We start from the raw sequence: 15384 nt of genomic DNA, 5'->3' as shown, positions 1-15384 counted from the left end.
CCAGCCGCGGACGCTCGGGTATACTTCCGGCTTCCCGCTCTGCGCCCAGGATGCGCCGCCATGCCCAACGTCCGTAACCCCTTCGACCTCCTCCTGCTGCCGACCTGGATCGTCCCCGTGGAGCCCGCCGGGGTGGTGCTGCGCGATCACGCGCTGGGCATCCGCGACGGTCAGATCGCCCTGGTCGCGCCGCGCGAGCAGGCCATGCGCCATGGCGCCACGGAAATCCGCGAATTGCCCGGCATGCTGCTCGCCCCCGGCCTGGTCAACGCCCACGGCCATTCGGCAATGAGTCTGTTCCGCGGTCTCGCCGACGACCTGCCGCTGATGACCTGGCTGCAGGACCACATCTGGCCGGCCGAAGGCCAATGGGTCAGCGAGGATTTCATCCGCGACGGCACGGAGCTGGCCATCGCCGAACAGGTAAAGGGCGGCATCACCTGTTTCTCCGACATGTACTTCTATCCACAGGCCATCTGCGGCGTGGTCCATGACAGCGGGGTACGCGCCCAGGTGGCGATCCCGGTGCTGGACTTCCCGATCCCCGGCGCCCGCGACAGCGCCGAGGCGATCCGCCAGGGCATGGCGCTGTTCGACGACCTCAAGCACCACCCGCGCATCCGCATCGCCTTCGGCCCGCACGCACCTTATACGGTGAGCGACGACAAGCTGGAGCAGATCCTGGTGCTCACCGAGGAACTCGACGCCAGCATCCAGATGCATGTCCACGAGACCGCCTTCGAGGTGGAGCAGGCCATGGAGCGCAACGGCGAGCGCCCGCTGGCCCGTCTGCACCGCCTCGGCCTGCTCGGCCCGCGCTTCCAGGCGGTGCACATGACCCAGGTGGACGACGACGACCTGGCGATGCTGGTGGAAACCAACAGCTCGGTGATCCACTGCCCGGAATCCAACCTCAAGCTGGCCAGCGGCTTCTGCCCGGTGGAGAAGCTCTGGCAGGCCGGGGTCAACGTGGCCATCGGCACCGACGGCGCGGCCAGCAACAACGATCTCGACCTGCTCGGCGAGACCCGCACCGCGGCGCTGCTGGCCAAGGCCGTGTACGGCCAGGCCACCGCCCTCGACGCCCACCGCGCGCTGCGCATGGCCACCCTGAACGGCGCCCGCGCGCTTGGCCTGGAGCGCCTGATCGGCTCCCTGGAAGCCGGCAAGGCCGCCGACCTGGTGGCCTTCGACCTGTCCGGCCTGGCCCAGCAACCGGTCTACGACCCGGTTTCGCAACTTATCTATGCCAGCGACCGCGACTGCGTGCGGCATGTCTGGGTCGGCGGCAGGCAACTGCTCGACGACGGCCGCCTGCTCCGTCACGACGAACAGCGCCTGATCGCCAGGGCCCGCGAATGGGGGGCGAAGATCGCCGCCAGCGACAGGTCCTGAACCGCGGCGGGCCGGCCCGCTGCGACAAACTGACATAGGAAGGCGAACCGCCGCCGGCCCCATCCCTCCGCCAAAGCTGGCAACATGAAGGATTGGATTCCGCCGCCGCGGCCCTTCCCCCAAAGGCTTCACTCTTCAACGGGAACGATTATGAGCAACGTCGACCACGCCGAGATCGCCAAATTCGAGGCACTGGCCCATCGCTGGTGGGACCGCGAGAGCGAGTTCAAGCCGCTCCACGACATCAACCCGCTGCGCGTCAACTGGATCGACGAGCGCGCCGGCCTGGCCGGCAAGAAGGTGCTCGACATCGGTTGCGGCGGCGGCATCCTCAGCGAAGCCATGGCCCAGCGCGGCGCCAACGTCACCGGCATCGACATGGGCGAAGCGCCGCTCGCGGTGGCGCGCCTGCACCAACTGGAATCCGGCGTCGCCGTCGACTACCGGCAGATCACCGCCGAGCAGATGGCCGAGGAAATGCCCGGGCAATTCGACGTGGTCACCTGCCTGGAGATGCTCGAACACGTGCCGGACCCGGCCTCGGTGATCCGCGCCTGCCACCGCCTGGTCAAGCCGGGCGGACAGGTTTTCCTCTCGACCATCAACCGCAATCCCAAGGCCTACCTGTTCGCGGTGATCGGCGCGGAGTACATCCTCCAGTTGCTGCCGCGCGGGACCCACGATTTCCGCAAGTTCATCCGTCCGTCGGAACTCGGCGCCTGGTCGCGCGAGGCCGGTCTCGAGGTCAAGGACATCATCGGCCTGACCTACAACCCGCTGACCAAGCACTACAAGCTGGCCAACGACGTCGACGTCAACTACATGGTCCAGACCCAGCGGGAGGCGTGAAGCGCATGCGGCTCAAAGCGGTACTGTTCGACATGGATGGCACCTTGCTCGACACGGCGCCGGACTTCATCGCCATCACCCAGGCCATGCGTGCCGCCCACGGCCTGCCGCCGGTGGACGAGCAACAGGTGCGCGACGTGGTCTCCGGCGGCGCGCGCGCGATGGTTGCCGCGGCCTTCGGCCTGTCGCTGGACAGCCCGGAACTGGAACCCCTGCGCCAGGAGTTCCTCGACCACTACCAGGAGCATTGCGCGGTTCTCAGCCGGCCCTACGACGGCATCCCCGAACTGCTTGCGGCGATCGAGAAAGCCGGGTTGATCTGGGGCGTGGTGACCAACAAGCCGGTGCGCTTCGCCGAACCGATCATGCAGCGCCTGGGCTACGCCGAGCGTTCCAGGGTGCTGGTCTGCCCGGACCACGTGACCCGCAGCAAGCCCGATCCCGAGCCGCTGCTACTGGCCTGTAGCCAGCTCGGCATCGATCCGTCGAGGGTGCTGTTCATCGGCGACGACCTGCGCGACATCGAATCCGGCCGCGACGCCGGAACCAAGACCGCGGCGGTGCGCTACGGCTACATCCACCCCGAAGACAACCCCGCGCACTGGGGCGCCGACGTGATCGTCGACCACCCGCGCGAACTCATCGACGTTCTCGACCGCGCGCTCTGCGACTGCTGATCCGCAGCGCCGCCGACAGACAACGACCCGCCGCCAGGCGGGTCATGCATTCAAAGGATTCGACATGTTCCAGTCCCCCGCCCGCCCCGACCTGCTGAAAGACCGCGTGATCCTGGTCACCGGCGCCGGCCGCGGCATCGGCGCCGCCGCCGCCAAGACCTTCGCCGCCCACGGCGCCACCGTGCTGCTGCTGGGCAAGACCGAGGAGTACCTGAACGAGGTCTACGACGCCATCGAGGCCGCCGGCCATCCGCAGGCCGCCGTGATCCCGTTCAACCTGGAGACCGCCCAGCCGCACCAGTTCGAGGAACTGGCGGCAACCCTGGAGAACGAGTTCGGCCGCATCGACGGCCTGCTGCACAACGCTTCTATCCTCGGTCCGCGCTCGCCGATGCAGCAGATTTCCGGGGAGAACTTCATGCGCGTGATGCAGGTGAACGTCAATGCCATGTTCATGCTGACCACCGCCATGCTGCCGCTGATGAAGCTCTCCAGCGACGCCTCGATCATCTTCACCTCGAGCAGCGTGGGCCGGAAGGGCCGCGCCTACTGGGGCGCCTATTCGGTATCGAAGTTCGCCACCGAGGGCCTGATGCAGACCCTTGCCGACGAACTCGACGGTACCAGCGCGATCCGCGCCAACAGCGTCAACCCCGGCGCCACCCGCACCAGCATGCGCGCCCTCGCCTACCCTGGGGAAAACCCGCTGAACAACCCCACCGGCGAGGAGATCATGCCGGTCTACCTGTACCTCATGGGGCCGGACAGCGCCGGCGTCAACGGCCAGGCCTTCGACGCCCAGTGATTCCCCGGCAGCCTCGCCGCCCGGCGAGGCTGCCCTGTCCTTCCGTTCCCTCTTCCCGTCCGGAACTTCCCATTCTTTTTGCATATTTTTCCCACTGAATGGGAAAGTGGTTTCATTTTCCGGGAAATCGCCTTCACCCTGTGGGTCAAGGAGTTCCCATGTCGAAGCATTCCCCCACCGATCGCCTGCTGCAGATCCTCATTGCCCTCGGCCAGGCGCCCGAAGCCCTGTCTGCCAAGGAGCTGTCGCTGACCCTGGAGCAGCCGCTGAGCAGCACCTACCGGCACCTGAAGACCCTGTTGCGCTGGGGCCTGGCCGAAGAACAGGCCGGCCAGGGCCGCTACCTGCCCGGCCCGGCCTGCCTGCAACTGGCGAAGAAATTCGATCGCGAGGCCTCGCTGATCGGTCTCGCCAAACCGGAACTCAAGCGCCTGGCCGACCTGAGCCAGGAGAGCGTGGCGCTGATGGTGGCCAGCAACCAGCAGGCGATCTGCCTGGAACTGTTCGACAGTCCGCAGCCGCTGCGCTGCTGCTACCAGAAAGGGCTGGCGCAGCCGCTGTTGCATGGCGCCTCGGCCAAAGCCCTGCTGGCGCACCTGGAGGACGGACGGCGCGAGGAGCTGTACCTCGCCCAGGAACTCTCCGCCGAGCGTATCGACAAGCTGGAGCAGGAACTCCGGCTGATCCGCGAACAGGGCTACGCCGTCAGCCAGGGCGAGATCGACGAAGGCGTCTGGGGCATCAGCGTACCGCTGCTGGACAGCCGCCAGCGCCTGCACGGCGCCCTCAGCCTGATGGCCCCCGCCTTGCGCGCCCAGTCGCGCAGCGAACGCTTGCGGCAATGGACCCTCGACGCCGCCGCGCGACTTTCCGCGCGGCTGGACTGACCAACAGGAGTTTCGATGTACCCCGCCCCCGACATGAGCCTCTGGCAAGGCCGGATCGATAGCCAGGAAGGCGCCGACGCGCGGCGCTGGCACCAATGGATGCGTCCCTACGCAGACGACGCCGAAGCGGCCAGCGTGCTGCTCGGTTTCGCCAGCGACGAAGGCGTGCGCCGCAACCAGGGTCGCCAGGGCGCGCGCCACGGACCGCCAGCCTTGCGTCGCGCGCTGGCCAACCTGGCCTGGCACGGCGAGCAAGCGATCTACGATGCCGGCGACATCGTCGCCGGCGACGATCTGGAAGCCGCCCAGGAATGCTACGCGCAACGCGTCGCCGACCTGCTCGCGCGCGGCCACCGGGTGGTCGGCCTGGGCGGCGGCCACGAAATCGCCTACGCCAGCTTCGCCGGCCTCGCCCGCCACTTGAGTCGGCATGAGCGCCTGCCGCGCATCGGTATCCTCAATTTCGACGCGCATTTCGACCTGCGCCACGCCGAACGGGCCAGCTCCGGCACGCCGTTCCGCCAGATCGCCGAACTCTGCCAGGCCAGCGACTGGCCGTTCGCCTACTGCTGCCTGGGCATCAGCCGCCTGAGCAACACCGCCGCCCTGTTCGACCAGGCCCAGCGCCTGGGTGTGCGCTACCTGCTGGACCGTCAGTTGCAGCCATGGAACCTGGAACGCAGCGAAGCCTTCCTCGACAGCTTCCTGCAATCCGTCGACCACCTCTACCTGACCGTTTGCCTCGACGTGCTCCCGGCCGCCCAGGCGCCCGGCGTCAGCGCGCCCTCGGCGCACGGCGTGGAGATGCCGGTGGTGGAGCACCTGGTCCGCCGCGCCAAGGCCAGCGGCAAGCTGCGCCTGGCCGACATCGCCGAACTCAACCCGCAACTCGATAGCGACCAGCGCACCGCCCGGATCGCCGCGCGCCTGGTCGACAGCCTGGTCAACTGATCGCCCTTTCGCCCACACAACAACAATAGAGCCCCGCCATGCCGACATTGCACCTGGACGCCCTGTCCACCACCGCCCTCGCCCTGCTCCTGCTCGCCCTCGGCAGCCAATTGAAGAAGCGCAGCCGCTGGCTGACACGTCTGTGCGTACCGTCGCCGGTGATCGCCGGCTTCGGCTTCGCCTTCCTGGTCTGGCTGCTCAGGGATCGCGGCTGGCTCGACATCGGCCTCGACACCAGCATGCAGACGCCCCTGATGGTGGCGTTCTTCACCACCGTCGGCCTCGGTGGCAGCCTCGGCCTGCTGCGCAAGGGCGGCAAGACCCTGCTGGTCTACCTGTCGGCCTGCTGGGCGCTGGCGATACTGCAGAACCTGATCGGCGTCGGCAGCGCCGGGCTGCTCGGCCTCGACCCGCTGCTCGGGATCATGGCCGGCGCGGTGTCGCTGGAAGGCGGTTTCGGCGCGGCGGCGGCCTTCGGCCCGGTTGCGGAAGGGCTCGGCGCCCAGGGCGCGACCACCGTGGCACTGGCCTCGGCCACCTTCGGCATGGTCGCTGGCGGGCTGCTCGGCAGCCCGGTGGCGCGCTGGCTGATCGAACGCAACCGCCTGCCGGTGCAGGCGGAAAGCGACAACCGGCTGGAAGCCCTCGGCCAGCAGGAGCGACGCCAGCATGCGGCGGCCACGCTGGACGGCAATCTCCTGCTGCGCCTGCTGACCTGCGTGCTGCTGGTGATGGTGCTCGGCTTCTGGCTCGGCGACGCGCTCCAGGAACGCCTGGGCCTGGTGCTGCCCAGTTATGTCGGGGCGATGTTCATCGCCATCGTCCTGCGCAACCTCGACGACCGGCTCGGCTGGCTGCGCATTCCGGACCACGCCGTCGGTACCCTGGGCGACGTCTGCCTGGGCATCTTCCTGACCATGGCGATGATGAGCCTGAAGTTCTGGGAGCTGGAGAACCTCGGCCTGCCGCTGCTCGGCGTACTGTTCATCCAGGTCGCGGTGCTGTTGCTGCTGACGATCTTCGTGCTGTTCCGCCTGCTCGGCCGCAACTACGACGCCGCGGTGCTCTGCGCTGGCTTCCTCGGCCACGGCCTGGGCGCCACGCCCAACGCGGTGGCCAACATGGGCGCGGTCTGCGAGCACTATCGGGTGTTCTCGCACAAGGCCTTCATCATCGTGCCCCTCTGCGGCGCGGTACTGATCGATCTCGTCGCCATCCCGGCGATCACCTGGTTCATCAACGCCTTCAGTTGAACCATGGCGGCGCTCCGCTAGCGGAGCGCCAGCTTTCCGACGAGCGCCTCGGCCACTCGCCAGCAAAACGCCATTATTCCGTCGAAATCTCTCCGAAATTCCTACAGAATGTGGAAACCATTCCTAGGAAAACCTGTCTGTGCCTCTGATTTCTCCGTTCTTCAGTTGGCTGGCACGAAACTCGCCTTAGCCCTACTGTCGCCGTCTTTCGCGCCAGAGGTTCCGCGCATGGCTCCTCCCAAGCAGTCCAATACCATCGATTTCGACGCCGCCAAGCAGAAGCGCGGCCCCCAGCCCGGCGGCAACGCCAGCGGGCCGCGCGCCAGCAACCTGACGGAGTTGCGCCAGCAACTGACCCTACAGTTGCAGAGCAGCCTGGAGGCGGAGCGGATTCTCGGCCTGTTCTTCGAGGAAGTCCGCCAACTGATCCCGCTGGACGCCCTTGGCTACCGCCATCCGGGCTCCGACCTGCGCCTGGAGTTCGGCAGCAGCGCCAAGCATTCGGTGAGCTATCGCCTGAGCCATGACAGCGACTACCTCGGCGAACTGATCTTCCGTCGCCGCCAGCGCCTCGGCGAAGACGAACAACGGCAACTGGAGAGCCTGCTCGGCACCCTGCTGTTCCCGCTGCGCAACGCCCTGCTCTATCGCGCCGCGATCCAGACCGCTCTGCGCGACGCCCTGACCGGCACTGGCAACCGCATCGCCATGGACCAGGCGCTCGGCCGCGAACTGGAACTGGCCCGGCGCAACCTGCAACCGCTGTCGGTGCTGATGCTCGATATCGACCACTTCAAGCGGGTCAACGACCACTACGGTCACGCCGTCGGCGACGAAGCCCTCAAGGCCGTGGCGGAAACCATCAAGGACCACCTGCGCAATGTCGACATGGTGTTCCGCTTCGGCGGCGAGGAATTCCTCGTCCTGCTGTCCAGCACGCCGCTGCAGGCTGCCTGCATGGTCGGCGAACGCCTGCGCCAGGCGGTGGAGGAACTGGACTACCGGCACGCCGGCGAACCGCTGAAGCTGTCGATCAGCCTCGGTTGCGCCGACCTGCGGCCCGGCGAAGGCAGCGACGACCTGCTGCGACGGGTCGACGAGGCGCTCTACGAAGCCAAGCGCGACGGCCGCAACCGCCTGCGCTGCGCCTGAGGCTTGCCGACTCGCCCCCGAAGCGCGGAGCAGGCGCATCGGGCGACGGCAGTAGCGACGGCTCTCACCGGCGCAGTCACGGTTTCCGCCAAGGTCCTGCCGCTTATGGCTGCGCCGGCTCGTCCGGGGCGCCATAGGCCTGGCGCAAGCGGACGCGTTTCTCCAGCAGCCAGCCGCTGGTTTCCTTGCCGTCTCGAGCCAGGTACATGACGTTCAGCCACTCGCCGCTCGGCTTGTAGACAGTGACGAAGTCGCCGGGAATCACGAAGACCCCGGTGACACAGTCGGCACGCGGCGCGCTGTGGAAATAGGCGCGCCCCTTGTCGATCACCTCGCCCTCCAGCGGCGGACGGAAGTTGTCCTCGGGGCCGGCCGTCGCCTCGCCAAGGCTTGCACAGCTCTGCGCCGGCATCGCCGCATCCTCGGCCAGCCCGGCGACGCTCCATAGCATGCAGAGCGCGATAGCCAAGATCCTGTGCATTTCACCACCTCCTTGTGTGCGGGCGACCATTAGACACCGATTCCCAGGCATGAAAAAGGCCCCCGAAGGGGCCTTTCCAGGGCGCTTTCCGCTCAGCGGCGGAAGCCCGGACGCATACCGTCGCCGGCCGGTTTCGGCCGCCGCTTGACCTGCGGCTTGCGGGCCGCCGGCTTGTCGCCCGGCGCGCTGGCCGGACGCTCGTCGCGCGGCTTGCTCGGGCGCGGCTTGCGGTTGCTCTCGCGGGGCCGCTCGGCAACCGGAGTGCCCTGCTCGCGCCCCTTGCGCTCGGCGCTCGGCTGCGGACCGCGCGCGGGACGCGAAGCCGGCGCGCGACGAGCGGCATTCTCGCCGTCCTCGCGCCTTGGCGCACGCTTGCGCCCGGCTTCCGGACGCTCGCTGCGCGCCAGCGGACGGGCCTGCTTGCGCTGCTGGCGTTCGGCCTTCTCGCGCGCCTTGGTGGTCATGCCCGGCAGCGCCACCGGCTTGAGGCCGACTTCCTCGCTGAGGATGTCGATTTCGCGCTGGTCCATTTCGCGGTAGCGGCCCATGGTCAGCTCGGAGGTCAGGAACACCGGGCCGAAACGCACTCGCTTCAGGCGGCTGACCACCAATCCCTGGGATTCCCACAACCGGCGCACCTCGCGGTTGCGGCCCTCCATCACTACGCAGTGGTACCAGTGGTTGAAGCCTTCGCCGCCCGGCGCCTGCTGGATATCGCTGAACTTGGCCGGGCCGTCCTCGAGCATCACGCCGTTGAGCAGGCGCTCGATCATCTCTTCGGTGACCTCGCCGCGCACCCGTACCGCGTATTCACGGTCCATCTCATAGGAAGGATGCATCAGGCGGTTGGCCAGTTCGCCATCGGTGGTGAACAGCAGCAGGCCGGTGGTATTGATGTCCAGGCGACCGACATTGATCCAGCGACCGGTGCGCAGGCGCGGCAGGCGGTCGAAGATGGTCGGGCGGCCTTCCGGATCGTCGCGGGTGCAGACCTCGCCTTCCGGCTTGTTGTAGATCAGCACGCGACGGACACTCTCGGCGGCCTCTTCGCGGCGGATCAGGTGGCCATCGACGGTGATCGCATCGTGGCTGTCGACCCGCTGGCCAAGGCTGGCCACGCTACCATTGACGTTGACCCGGCCTTCGGCGATCCACACTTCTACGTCGCGCCGGGAACCGACGCCGAGACGGGCGAGGACTTTCTGCAATTTTTCCCCGACCGGTACGTGGGGATTCTCTGGGGTATCGTTCATCTGGGCACCTCCCGGTGTGGCTGGCAACGAATCGAAGGGCGCGCATCATACGCGCTTCGTCAGGACAAAGCACCGTCCCCGGGCGGAAACCCGGACAATCCCGCTAGACTAGGCCGGGTTCACCCACCCCGCCACCCGGAGGCCCCGGTGCACGATGTCCCTCCCTTCAGCGGCGCCAAGCTGGCGCTGTTCTATGGCGACCACCTGGTCGTCTACAAACGCGACGAAAAACCCGGCATTCCCTTCCCCGGCTACTGGGACTTTCCCGGCGGCGGCCGCGAGGGCCTGGAGACGCCTGCCGAATGCGCCCTGCGCGAACTCGAGGAAGAGTTCTCCATCCGCCTGGAAGAACCTCGTATCGAATGGCAGCGACAGTATCCGAGCACCAGCGGCAGCGCGCCCTTCGCCTACTTCCTGGTGGCGCGCCTGGAGGACCGCGAGTTCGAGGCCATCCGCTTCGGCGACGAAGGACAATACTGGCGATTGATGGAGGTGGACGCCTACCTCGCGCATGCCATGGCCGTACCCTACCTGCAGAGCCGGCTCGGCGACTATCTGCGGGAACGCCGGCGCATCGGCGAATAACGCCGATGACGTTAGCCGTTCCATGCCCCGGATAATCCGGACGGCATAAAAAAACCCGGCCGAAGCCGGGCATGCCCAGGCGGGCAGTCTCAGTGTCTGCGGTGCTCGGCGAAGCGCTCCAGGGCTTCGCGGCTGAGGCGCTCGACCTGGGCCCAGTCGCCGCGGTCGACCACGGCCTTGGGCAGCATCCAGGTGCCGCCGACGCACATCACGTTGGGTACCGCCAGGTAGTCGGCGAGATTGTTCAGGCTGACGCCTCCGGTGGGGCAGAAGCGGATATCGGGGAATGGCCCCGAGAACGCCTTCAGCGCCGCCGGGCCGCCGCTGACCTCGGCGGGGAACAGCTTGAAGCGGCGGTAGCCGTGGCGATAGGCGAGCATGATCTCGGAAGCGCTGGCCACGCCGGGCAACAGCGGGACTTCGCTGTCCAGGGCGAAGCGCAGCAACTCGTCAGTGCATCCCGGGGTGACCACGAAGCTCGCCCCGGCCTTTTCCGCGGCGGCGAAGGTCTGCGGGTCGAGCACGGTGCCGGCGCCGATGCGCAGGTGCGGGCGCTCCTCGCTGAGGCGACGGATGGCGGTCAGCCCGTGCGCCGTGCGCAGGGTGATCTCCAGGGCGGTCAGGCCGCCGGCGGCGAGGGCATCGGCCATCGGCAGGATGTCCGCCTCGCGGTCGATGGTGATCACCGGGAGGATGCGCGCCTCCCGGCACAGCGTGTCGATGCGGGCGGTCTTCTGTTCAAGGTTGTGCATGGCTACAGCTCCGCCACTCAGGGGTACCAATGGATCGTCAGCGGCGCGCGGAGGAAGGCGCGAACCGGCATCCGCCGTTCGTCCTCGACCGCCAGCGCGGTGTTCAGGGTGGCCAGCTTGGACTGGCCCTGGATCGCCAGCAGCTGCACCTTCGCCGCCGCCAGCACGGCGCGCGGTAGGGTCAGGCGCTGGTGCGGCACGCTCGGCGCCCACATCGGCAGGCAACGGCGCGTGCCCTGGGGATCCATCGCCAGGTCCAGGCCTGGGCTGTTCGGGAACAGCGAGGCGGTATGGCCGTCGTCGCCCATGCCGAGGACCAGCACGTCGATCGGCAACGGCAGCTCGTGCAGGTGGTGGTCGGCCAGCTCGGCCGCTTCCTCCAGGCTCGCCGCCGGCTGGTAGAGGCCGATGAAGCGCGCCTTCGCCGCCTCGCCACGGAGCAGGTGGCGGCGAACCAGGCCGGCGTTGCTATCGGCATGGGACTCCGGCACCCAGCGCTCGTCGGCCAGGCTGAGGGTGATCCGCGACCAGTCCAGCGGCTCCTCGCTCAAGGCTTCGAGGAAGGCCACCGGACTGCGCCCACCGGACACCACCAGCAGCGCCTGGCCCTGCTCGGCCAGCGCCGAGCGCAACCGGCCGGCGACCTCGGCGGCCAGGCCGCGGGCCTGCTCGGCGGCGCTGCCCCAGACCTGCAGGCCGACGCCGGCCGGCAGCTTCAACTCAGAAATCGCCATACCAACTCCTCCCATCGCGGGCCACCAGGGCCACCGAGGCCACCGGCCCCCAACTCCCCGCCGGATACGGCTTGGGCGCTTCGCTCAGGCGTTCCCAGCCAGCGATCAGCTGGTCGCACCACTTCCAGGCGAACTCCACCTCGTCCTTGCGCACGAACAGGTACTGGTTGCCCTGGGTGACCTCCAGCAGCAGACGCTCGTAGGCATCGGGAATCCGCGCCGCGTGGTAGGTCTCGGAAAAACTCAGTTGCAGCGGGCCGGTACGCAATTGCATGCCCTTGCCCAGGCCCTGGTCCTTGGTCATCACTTGCAGGGAGATACCTTCGTCCGGCTGCAGGCGGATGATCAGCCGGTTGCTGATCAGCGAACGCTGCTCGGGAGCGAAGATGTAGTGCGGCGGCTCCTTGAAGTGGATGACGATCTGCGACAGCTTCTGCGGCATGCGCTTGCCGGTGCGCAGGTAGAACGGCACGCCCGACCAGCGCCAGTTGCGGATATCCACGCGCAGGGCGACGAAGGTTTCCGCGTCGCTATCGCGATTCGCATGTTCCTCCTCCAGGTAGCCCGGCACTGCCTTGCCGTCGCTGAAACCGGCGGTGTACTGCCCACGCACCACGCGCGAAGCCAGTTGTTCGGCGGGAATCGGCTCGAGGGCGCGGAGCACCTTGACCTTCTCGTCGCGAATGCTGTCCGCCGAAAGGTCGCTGGGCGGATCCATGGCGATCAGGCAAAGCAGTTGCAGCAGGTGGTTCTGCACCATGTCGCGCAGTTGCCCGGCCTGGTCGAAGTAGCCCCAGCGGCCTTCGATGCCGACCTTCTCGGCCACGGTGATCTCCACGTGGGAGATGTGGTTCTGGTTCCACTGGGTCTCGAAGAGGCTGTTGGCGAAGCGCAGGGCGATCAGGTTCTGCACCGTCTCCTTGCCCAGGTAATGGTCGATCCGGTAGATGCGGCTTTCCGGGAAGAACCGGGCGACTGCCTCGTTGACCTCGCGGGACGACTCCAGGTCATGACCGATGGGCTTCTCCAGCACCACCCGGGTGCGCTCGGCGAGACCGGCGGCGGCGAGGTTCTCGCAGATGCCGCCGAACACCGAGGCCGGCGTGGCGAAGTAGGCGACCAGCGGCAGTTCGTCGTCCACCGCCTCGCGCAAGCCGACATAGGCCTGCGGGTCGAGGAAGTCCATGCTCAGGTAGTCGAGGCGTTCGCGGAAACGCTGCCAGACCGCGTCGTCCCACTCCTTCGCCGGCACCGCCAGGCGCAGGCGCTGCTCCAGCGTCGCCAGGTGTTCGGCGGGAGCGCCTTCGTCACGGGCCAGGGCCAGGACGCGGGTATCGCGGTGCAGCAGGTTCTCGCGATCGAGTTGGTAGAGCGCCGGGAACAGCTTGCGCAAGGCGAGATCGCCCAGCGCACCGAACAGCGCTAACGTGCAAGGCAGAACGCGGACATCAGGCATTTGTTGTTACCAACCAAATATTGAGTGATATTGAGCCATCCACTGCGCAATTAAGACAAATATGTAGTAATTAAACAACATATTTTTCCCAGCCCGCCACGCTGTTGGTCGCATGCCGGCCTGACGTTAGGATAGGCGCCGCCGCCGGCCCTTCCCCGCCGGGCCGACAGAACACGAGGAACCCGGATGAAAAACCTGCTGGAGCAGATCCAGAGCCGCCTGGACGAACTGAACAAGGCGGAGCGCAAAGTCGCCGAGGTCATCCTGCAGAACCCGCAGCAGGCCACCCGCTTCAGCATCGCCGCCCTGGCCCAGGCGGCAGCGGTCAGCGAACCGACGGTGAACCGCTTCTGTCGCTCCTTCGGCATGAGCGGCTATCCGGAACTGAAGATCCAGCTGGCCCAGAGCCTGGCCAGCGGCGCTGCCTTCGTGACCCAGGCGGTAGCCGAGGACGACGGGCCGGAAGCCTATACACGGAAGATCTTCAGCAACACCATCGCCTCCCTCGACAGCGCCCACAAGCTGCTCGACCCACGCGTCATCGACCGCGCCGTGGACCTGTTGATCCAGGCCCGGCAGATCCACTTCTTCGGTCTCGGCGCCTCGGCCTCGGTAGCGCTCGACGCGCAGCACAAGTTCTTCCGCTTCAACCTGGCGGTGAGCGCCCAGGCCGACGTGCTGATGCAACGGATGATCGCCTCGGTGGCGCACACCGGCGACCTGTTCGTGGTGATTTCCTATACCGGACGCACCCGCGAGCTGGTGGAGGTGGCGCACCTGGCGCGGGAGAACGGCGCCTCGGTGCTCGGCCTGACCGCCGCCGGCTCGCCGCTGGCCAGGGCCAGCACCCTGTGCCTGGACATCCCGTTGCCGGAAGACACCGACATCTACATGCCGATGACTTCGCGGATCGTCCAGCTCACCGTGCTCGACGTGCTGGCCACCGGAGTGACCCTGCGCCGCGGCGTGGACTTCCAGCCGCACCTGCGGCGGATCAAGGAAAGCCTGGTGCCGACCCGCTATCCCCTCGACGAGGACAACTGACCGCCCGCCTATTGCAGGCCGGCGGCGAGACTCAGGCGCATGCGTTCGCCGGGCGCCAGGATCAGCCCACCCGGGCGGTAGCCAGCAGCGCCGATACAGAGGAAGCGTTCCGCTTCGCCCGGCTCGACCTGCTCCACCGGGCGGCTGCCGGGGTGCCAGATCACGCTGCCGGCGCTGACGTTCTTGTCGATCCGCAAGCGGCGGTTCCAGCCGCCGTCCTCCAACACCAGCGATCCGGGATGGTAGAGCACCTGCTTGACCGCGCCGCGCGGTATCCAGGTTCCCGGAATCCGCGAAGCGCCGCGCTGGCCGCGAGCCGACTCCAGCTCCATGCCGTGCACCACCACCCGGCTCAGCGCGCCGACCCGCCAGTAGGGCTGCAGGGCGAAGCTGAACAGGCAATCGTCGTCTTCCTCATGGTAGCTGCACAGCTCCAGCTCCAGGCGCTGGCCAAGGCGCGCATCGAGGCGCACGTGCCAGTCCTCCAGGTCCAGTTGCCAGCTCACCACCACCTTGCTTTCGTCGGCGTAGGCATCCAGCAGGCGCCATTCGCGTTGCCGCGCCCAGCCCTGCTGCGGCCATTCGCTGCCGTTCGGATGGCTGCCGAACCACGGCCAGCAGACCGGGATGCCGCCGCGCACCGGCGCACTGCTGAGGGCCGGCCATTCGCTGGCGCACCACAGCAACGGGCGTTCGCCCTGCGGCTGGAAATGCAGGAGCTGCGCCCCTTGCCGACTGAATACGGCCTGGCACAGCGGATGGTCGATCAACAGCAGATCGCGACGTTGGAAGCGTACCCAGTCGAACGGTCGCTTGGCCCGCATGGAATGAAAGAAACGCTGCAGCGGATGCTCAAGCATGTCCGATTGTCCTACCCTCTCCCCTTCCCGGAAAGCCCGGGCGTGCATCCGTGTAGTTTTACTACATTTCGCACGCAAGCCCCAAATGATCGGCACAGGAAAAGCGTAGTCGGTTTGTAACAGGCAGCCGGGAAGAGCGGTCGCCGGAAAAAAACGGCCCGCCCGAAACGCTCGGGCGGGCCCAGGCACAACACCGGAGCAGGCAACGCGACGGTCAGAACACCGTCTGGATCTTGATCCCCGCCACCAG

The 15384-nt window shown here is 67.4% G+C and carries 16 protein-coding genes; 10 read left to right on the top strand and 6 right to left on the bottom strand.

Going from position 1 to position 15384, the window contains the following annotated elements; translation table 11 throughout:
* Positions 1-60: 60 nt before the first annotated feature.
* From HMPREF2914_RS00950 to HMPREF2914_RS00915, 8 genes are all read left to right on the top strand, one after another.
* On the top strand, positions 61-1395 hold the full coding sequence (locus HMPREF2914_RS00950) for a TRZ/ATZ family hydrolase (RefSeq protein WP_023091536.1): 1335 nt from the start codon (positions 61-63) through the stop codon (positions 1393-1395).
* A 150-nt stretch (positions 1396-1545) separates the two neighbouring features.
* Positions 1546-2244, top strand: coding sequence for a bifunctional 2-polyprenyl-6-hydroxyphenol methylase/3-demethylubiquinol 3-O-methyltransferase UbiG (gene ubiG / locus HMPREF2914_RS00945; protein ID WP_003091451.1), 699 nt, complete (start codon positions 1546-1548; stop codon positions 2242-2244).
* Positions 2241-2921, top strand: a complete 681-nt coding sequence (gene mupP / locus HMPREF2914_RS00940; protein ID WP_078452304.1) for an N-acetylmuramic acid 6-phosphate phosphatase MupP — start codon at positions 2241-2243, stop codon at positions 2919-2921. The genes ubiG and mupP overlap by 4 nt, the downstream gene beginning before the upstream one ends.
* 64 nt (positions 2922-2985) lie before the next feature.
* Positions 2986-3726, top strand: coding sequence for a YciK family oxidoreductase (locus HMPREF2914_RS00935; protein ID WP_055319785.1), 741 nt, complete (start codon positions 2986-2988; stop codon positions 3724-3726).
* Positions 3727-3884: 158 nt separating this feature from the next.
* Positions 3885-4613: an IclR family transcriptional regulator gene (locus tag HMPREF2914_RS00930; protein ID WP_003160714.1), complete on the top strand. Its 729-nt coding sequence runs from the start codon at positions 3885-3887 to the stop codon at positions 4611-4613.
* 15 nt (positions 4614-4628) lie between these two features.
* Positions 4629-5564 carry a formimidoylglutamase gene (hutG, locus tag HMPREF2914_RS00925; RefSeq protein WP_003105932.1) on the top strand — a complete coding sequence of 312 codons (936 nt, stop codon included), beginning with the start codon at positions 4629-4631 and terminating at the stop codon, positions 5562-5564.
* A gap of 38 nt (positions 5565-5602) precedes the next feature.
* Complete coding sequence (gene gltS, locus HMPREF2914_RS00920; RefSeq protein ID WP_003163320.1) at positions 5603-6817, top strand: sodium/glutamate symporter; 1215 nt, start codon at positions 5603-5605, stop codon at positions 6815-6817.
* 228 nt (positions 6818-7045) lie between these two features.
* Positions 7046-7969 (top strand): GGDEF domain-containing protein, encoded by a 924-nt coding sequence (locus tag HMPREF2914_RS00915; RefSeq protein ID WP_003105929.1) that lies wholly within the window; start codon positions 7046-7048, stop codon positions 7967-7969.
* A gap of 103 nt (positions 7970-8072) precedes the next feature.
* Here HMPREF2914_RS00915 and HMPREF2914_RS00910 read toward each other — a convergent pair whose 3' ends face one another.
* Entirely contained in the window at positions 8073-8450 is a 378-nt protein-coding gene (locus tag HMPREF2914_RS00910; protein ID WP_016263244.1) for a hypothetical protein, read from the bottom strand.
* A gap of 92 nt (positions 8451-8542) precedes the next feature.
* Positions 8543-9703 (bottom strand): 23S rRNA pseudouridine(2605) synthase RluB, encoded by a 1161-nt coding sequence (rluB, locus tag HMPREF2914_RS00905; RefSeq protein WP_003113439.1) that lies wholly within the window; start codon positions 9701-9703, stop codon positions 8543-8545.
* Positions 9704-9850: 147 nt separating this feature from the next.
* Here rluB and HMPREF2914_RS00900 point away from each other — a divergent pair, with 147 nt between their 5' ends.
* Positions 9851-10288: an NUDIX hydrolase gene (locus HMPREF2914_RS00900; RefSeq protein ID WP_003107683.1), complete on the top strand. Its 438-nt coding sequence runs from the start codon at positions 9851-9853 to the stop codon at positions 10286-10288.
* A gap of 89 nt (positions 10289-10377) precedes the next feature.
* On the opposite strand, the gene HMPREF2914_RS00895 is transcribed toward HMPREF2914_RS00900, so the two are convergent.
* The 3 genes from HMPREF2914_RS00895 to zwf are packed head-to-tail and all read right to left on the bottom strand — an operon-like array spanning position 10378 to position 13230.
* Complete coding sequence (locus tag HMPREF2914_RS00895) at positions 10378-11040, bottom strand: bifunctional 4-hydroxy-2-oxoglutarate aldolase/2-dehydro-3-deoxy-phosphogluconate aldolase (RefSeq protein WP_003138452.1); 663 nt, start codon at positions 11038-11040, stop codon at positions 10378-10380.
* Positions 11041-11057: 17 nt separating this feature from the next.
* Positions 11058-11774 (bottom strand): 6-phosphogluconolactonase, encoded by a 717-nt coding sequence (pgl, locus tag HMPREF2914_RS00890; RefSeq protein ID WP_003130495.1) that lies wholly within the window; start codon positions 11772-11774, stop codon positions 11058-11060.
* On the bottom strand, positions 11761-13230 hold the full coding sequence (zwf, locus tag HMPREF2914_RS00885) for a glucose-6-phosphate dehydrogenase (protein ID WP_003091465.1): 1470 nt from the start codon (positions 13228-13230) through the stop codon (positions 11761-11763). The genes pgl and zwf overlap by 14 nt, the downstream gene beginning before the upstream one ends.
* 186 nt (positions 13231-13416) lie before the next feature.
* On the opposite strand from zwf, the gene HMPREF2914_RS00880 reads away from it, so the two are divergent.
* Positions 13417-14274, top strand: coding sequence for a MurR/RpiR family transcriptional regulator (locus tag HMPREF2914_RS00880; protein WP_003091466.1), 858 nt, complete (start codon positions 13417-13419; stop codon positions 14272-14274).
* An 8-nt stretch (positions 14275-14282) separates the two neighbouring features.
* Here the strand turns inward: HMPREF2914_RS00880 and HMPREF2914_RS00875 are convergent, their stop codons facing one another.
* Positions 14283-15134 carry a D-hexose-6-phosphate mutarotase gene (locus HMPREF2914_RS00875; RefSeq protein WP_003112064.1) on the bottom strand — a complete coding sequence of 284 codons (852 nt, stop codon included), beginning with the start codon at positions 15132-15134 and terminating at the stop codon, positions 14283-14285.
* Positions 15135-15384 lie beyond the last annotated feature (250 nt).

It is taken from the genome of Pseudomonas sp. HMSC067G02 (genome assembly GCF_001813485.1).
Taxonomy (GTDB): domain Bacteria; phylum Pseudomonadota; class Gammaproteobacteria; order Pseudomonadales; family Pseudomonadaceae; genus Pseudomonas; species Pseudomonas aeruginosa.
This window is presented reverse-complemented; position numbering and strand designations above follow the sequence as displayed.

Coding starts and splice junctions, on each gene's coding strand:
- gltS (WP_003163320.1), top strand. CDS start 5,603: ATGCCGACATTGCACCTGGACGCCCTGTCCACCACCGCCCTCGCCCTG.
- HMPREF2914_RS00935 (WP_055319785.1), top strand. CDS start 2,986: ATGTTCCAGTCCCCCGCCCGCCCCGACCTGCTGAAAGACCGCGTGATC.
- pgl (WP_003130495.1), bottom strand. CDS start 11,774: ATGGCGATTTCTGAGTTGAAGCTGCCGGCCGGCGTCGGCCTGCAGGTC.
- HMPREF2914_RS00950 (WP_023091536.1), top strand. CDS start 61: ATGCCCAACGTCCGTAACCCCTTCGACCTCCTCCTGCTGCCGACCTGG.
- HMPREF2914_RS00930 (WP_003160714.1), top strand. CDS start 3,885: ATGTCGAAGCATTCCCCCACCGATCGCCTGCTGCAGATCCTCATTGCC.
- hutG (WP_003105932.1), top strand. CDS start 4,629: ATGTACCCCGCCCCCGACATGAGCCTCTGGCAAGGCCGGATCGATAGC.
- HMPREF2914_RS00880 (WP_003091466.1), top strand. CDS start 13,417: ATGAAAAACCTGCTGGAGCAGATCCAGAGCCGCCTGGACGAACTGAAC.
- ubiG (WP_003091451.1), top strand. CDS start 1,546: ATGAGCAACGTCGACCACGCCGAGATCGCCAAATTCGAGGCACTGGCC.
- HMPREF2914_RS00895 (WP_003138452.1), bottom strand. CDS start 11,040: ATGCACAACCTTGAACAGAAGACCGCCCGCATCGACACGCTGTGCCGG.
- HMPREF2914_RS00910 (WP_016263244.1), bottom strand. CDS start 8,450: ATGCACAGGATCTTGGCTATCGCGCTCTGCATGCTATGGAGCGTCGCC.
- zwf (WP_003091465.1), bottom strand. CDS start 13,230: ATGCCTGATGTCCGCGTTCTGCCTTGCACGTTAGCGCTGTTCGGTGCG.
- HMPREF2914_RS00915 (WP_003105929.1), top strand. CDS start 7,046: ATGGCTCCTCCCAAGCAGTCCAATACCATCGATTTCGACGCCGCCAAG.
- HMPREF2914_RS00875 (WP_003112064.1), bottom strand. CDS start 15,134: ATGCTTGAGCATCCGCTGCAGCGTTTCTTTCATTCCATGCGGGCCAAG.
- rluB (WP_003113439.1), bottom strand. CDS start 9,703: ATGAACGATACCCCAGAGAATCCCCACGTACCGGTCGGGGAAAAATTG.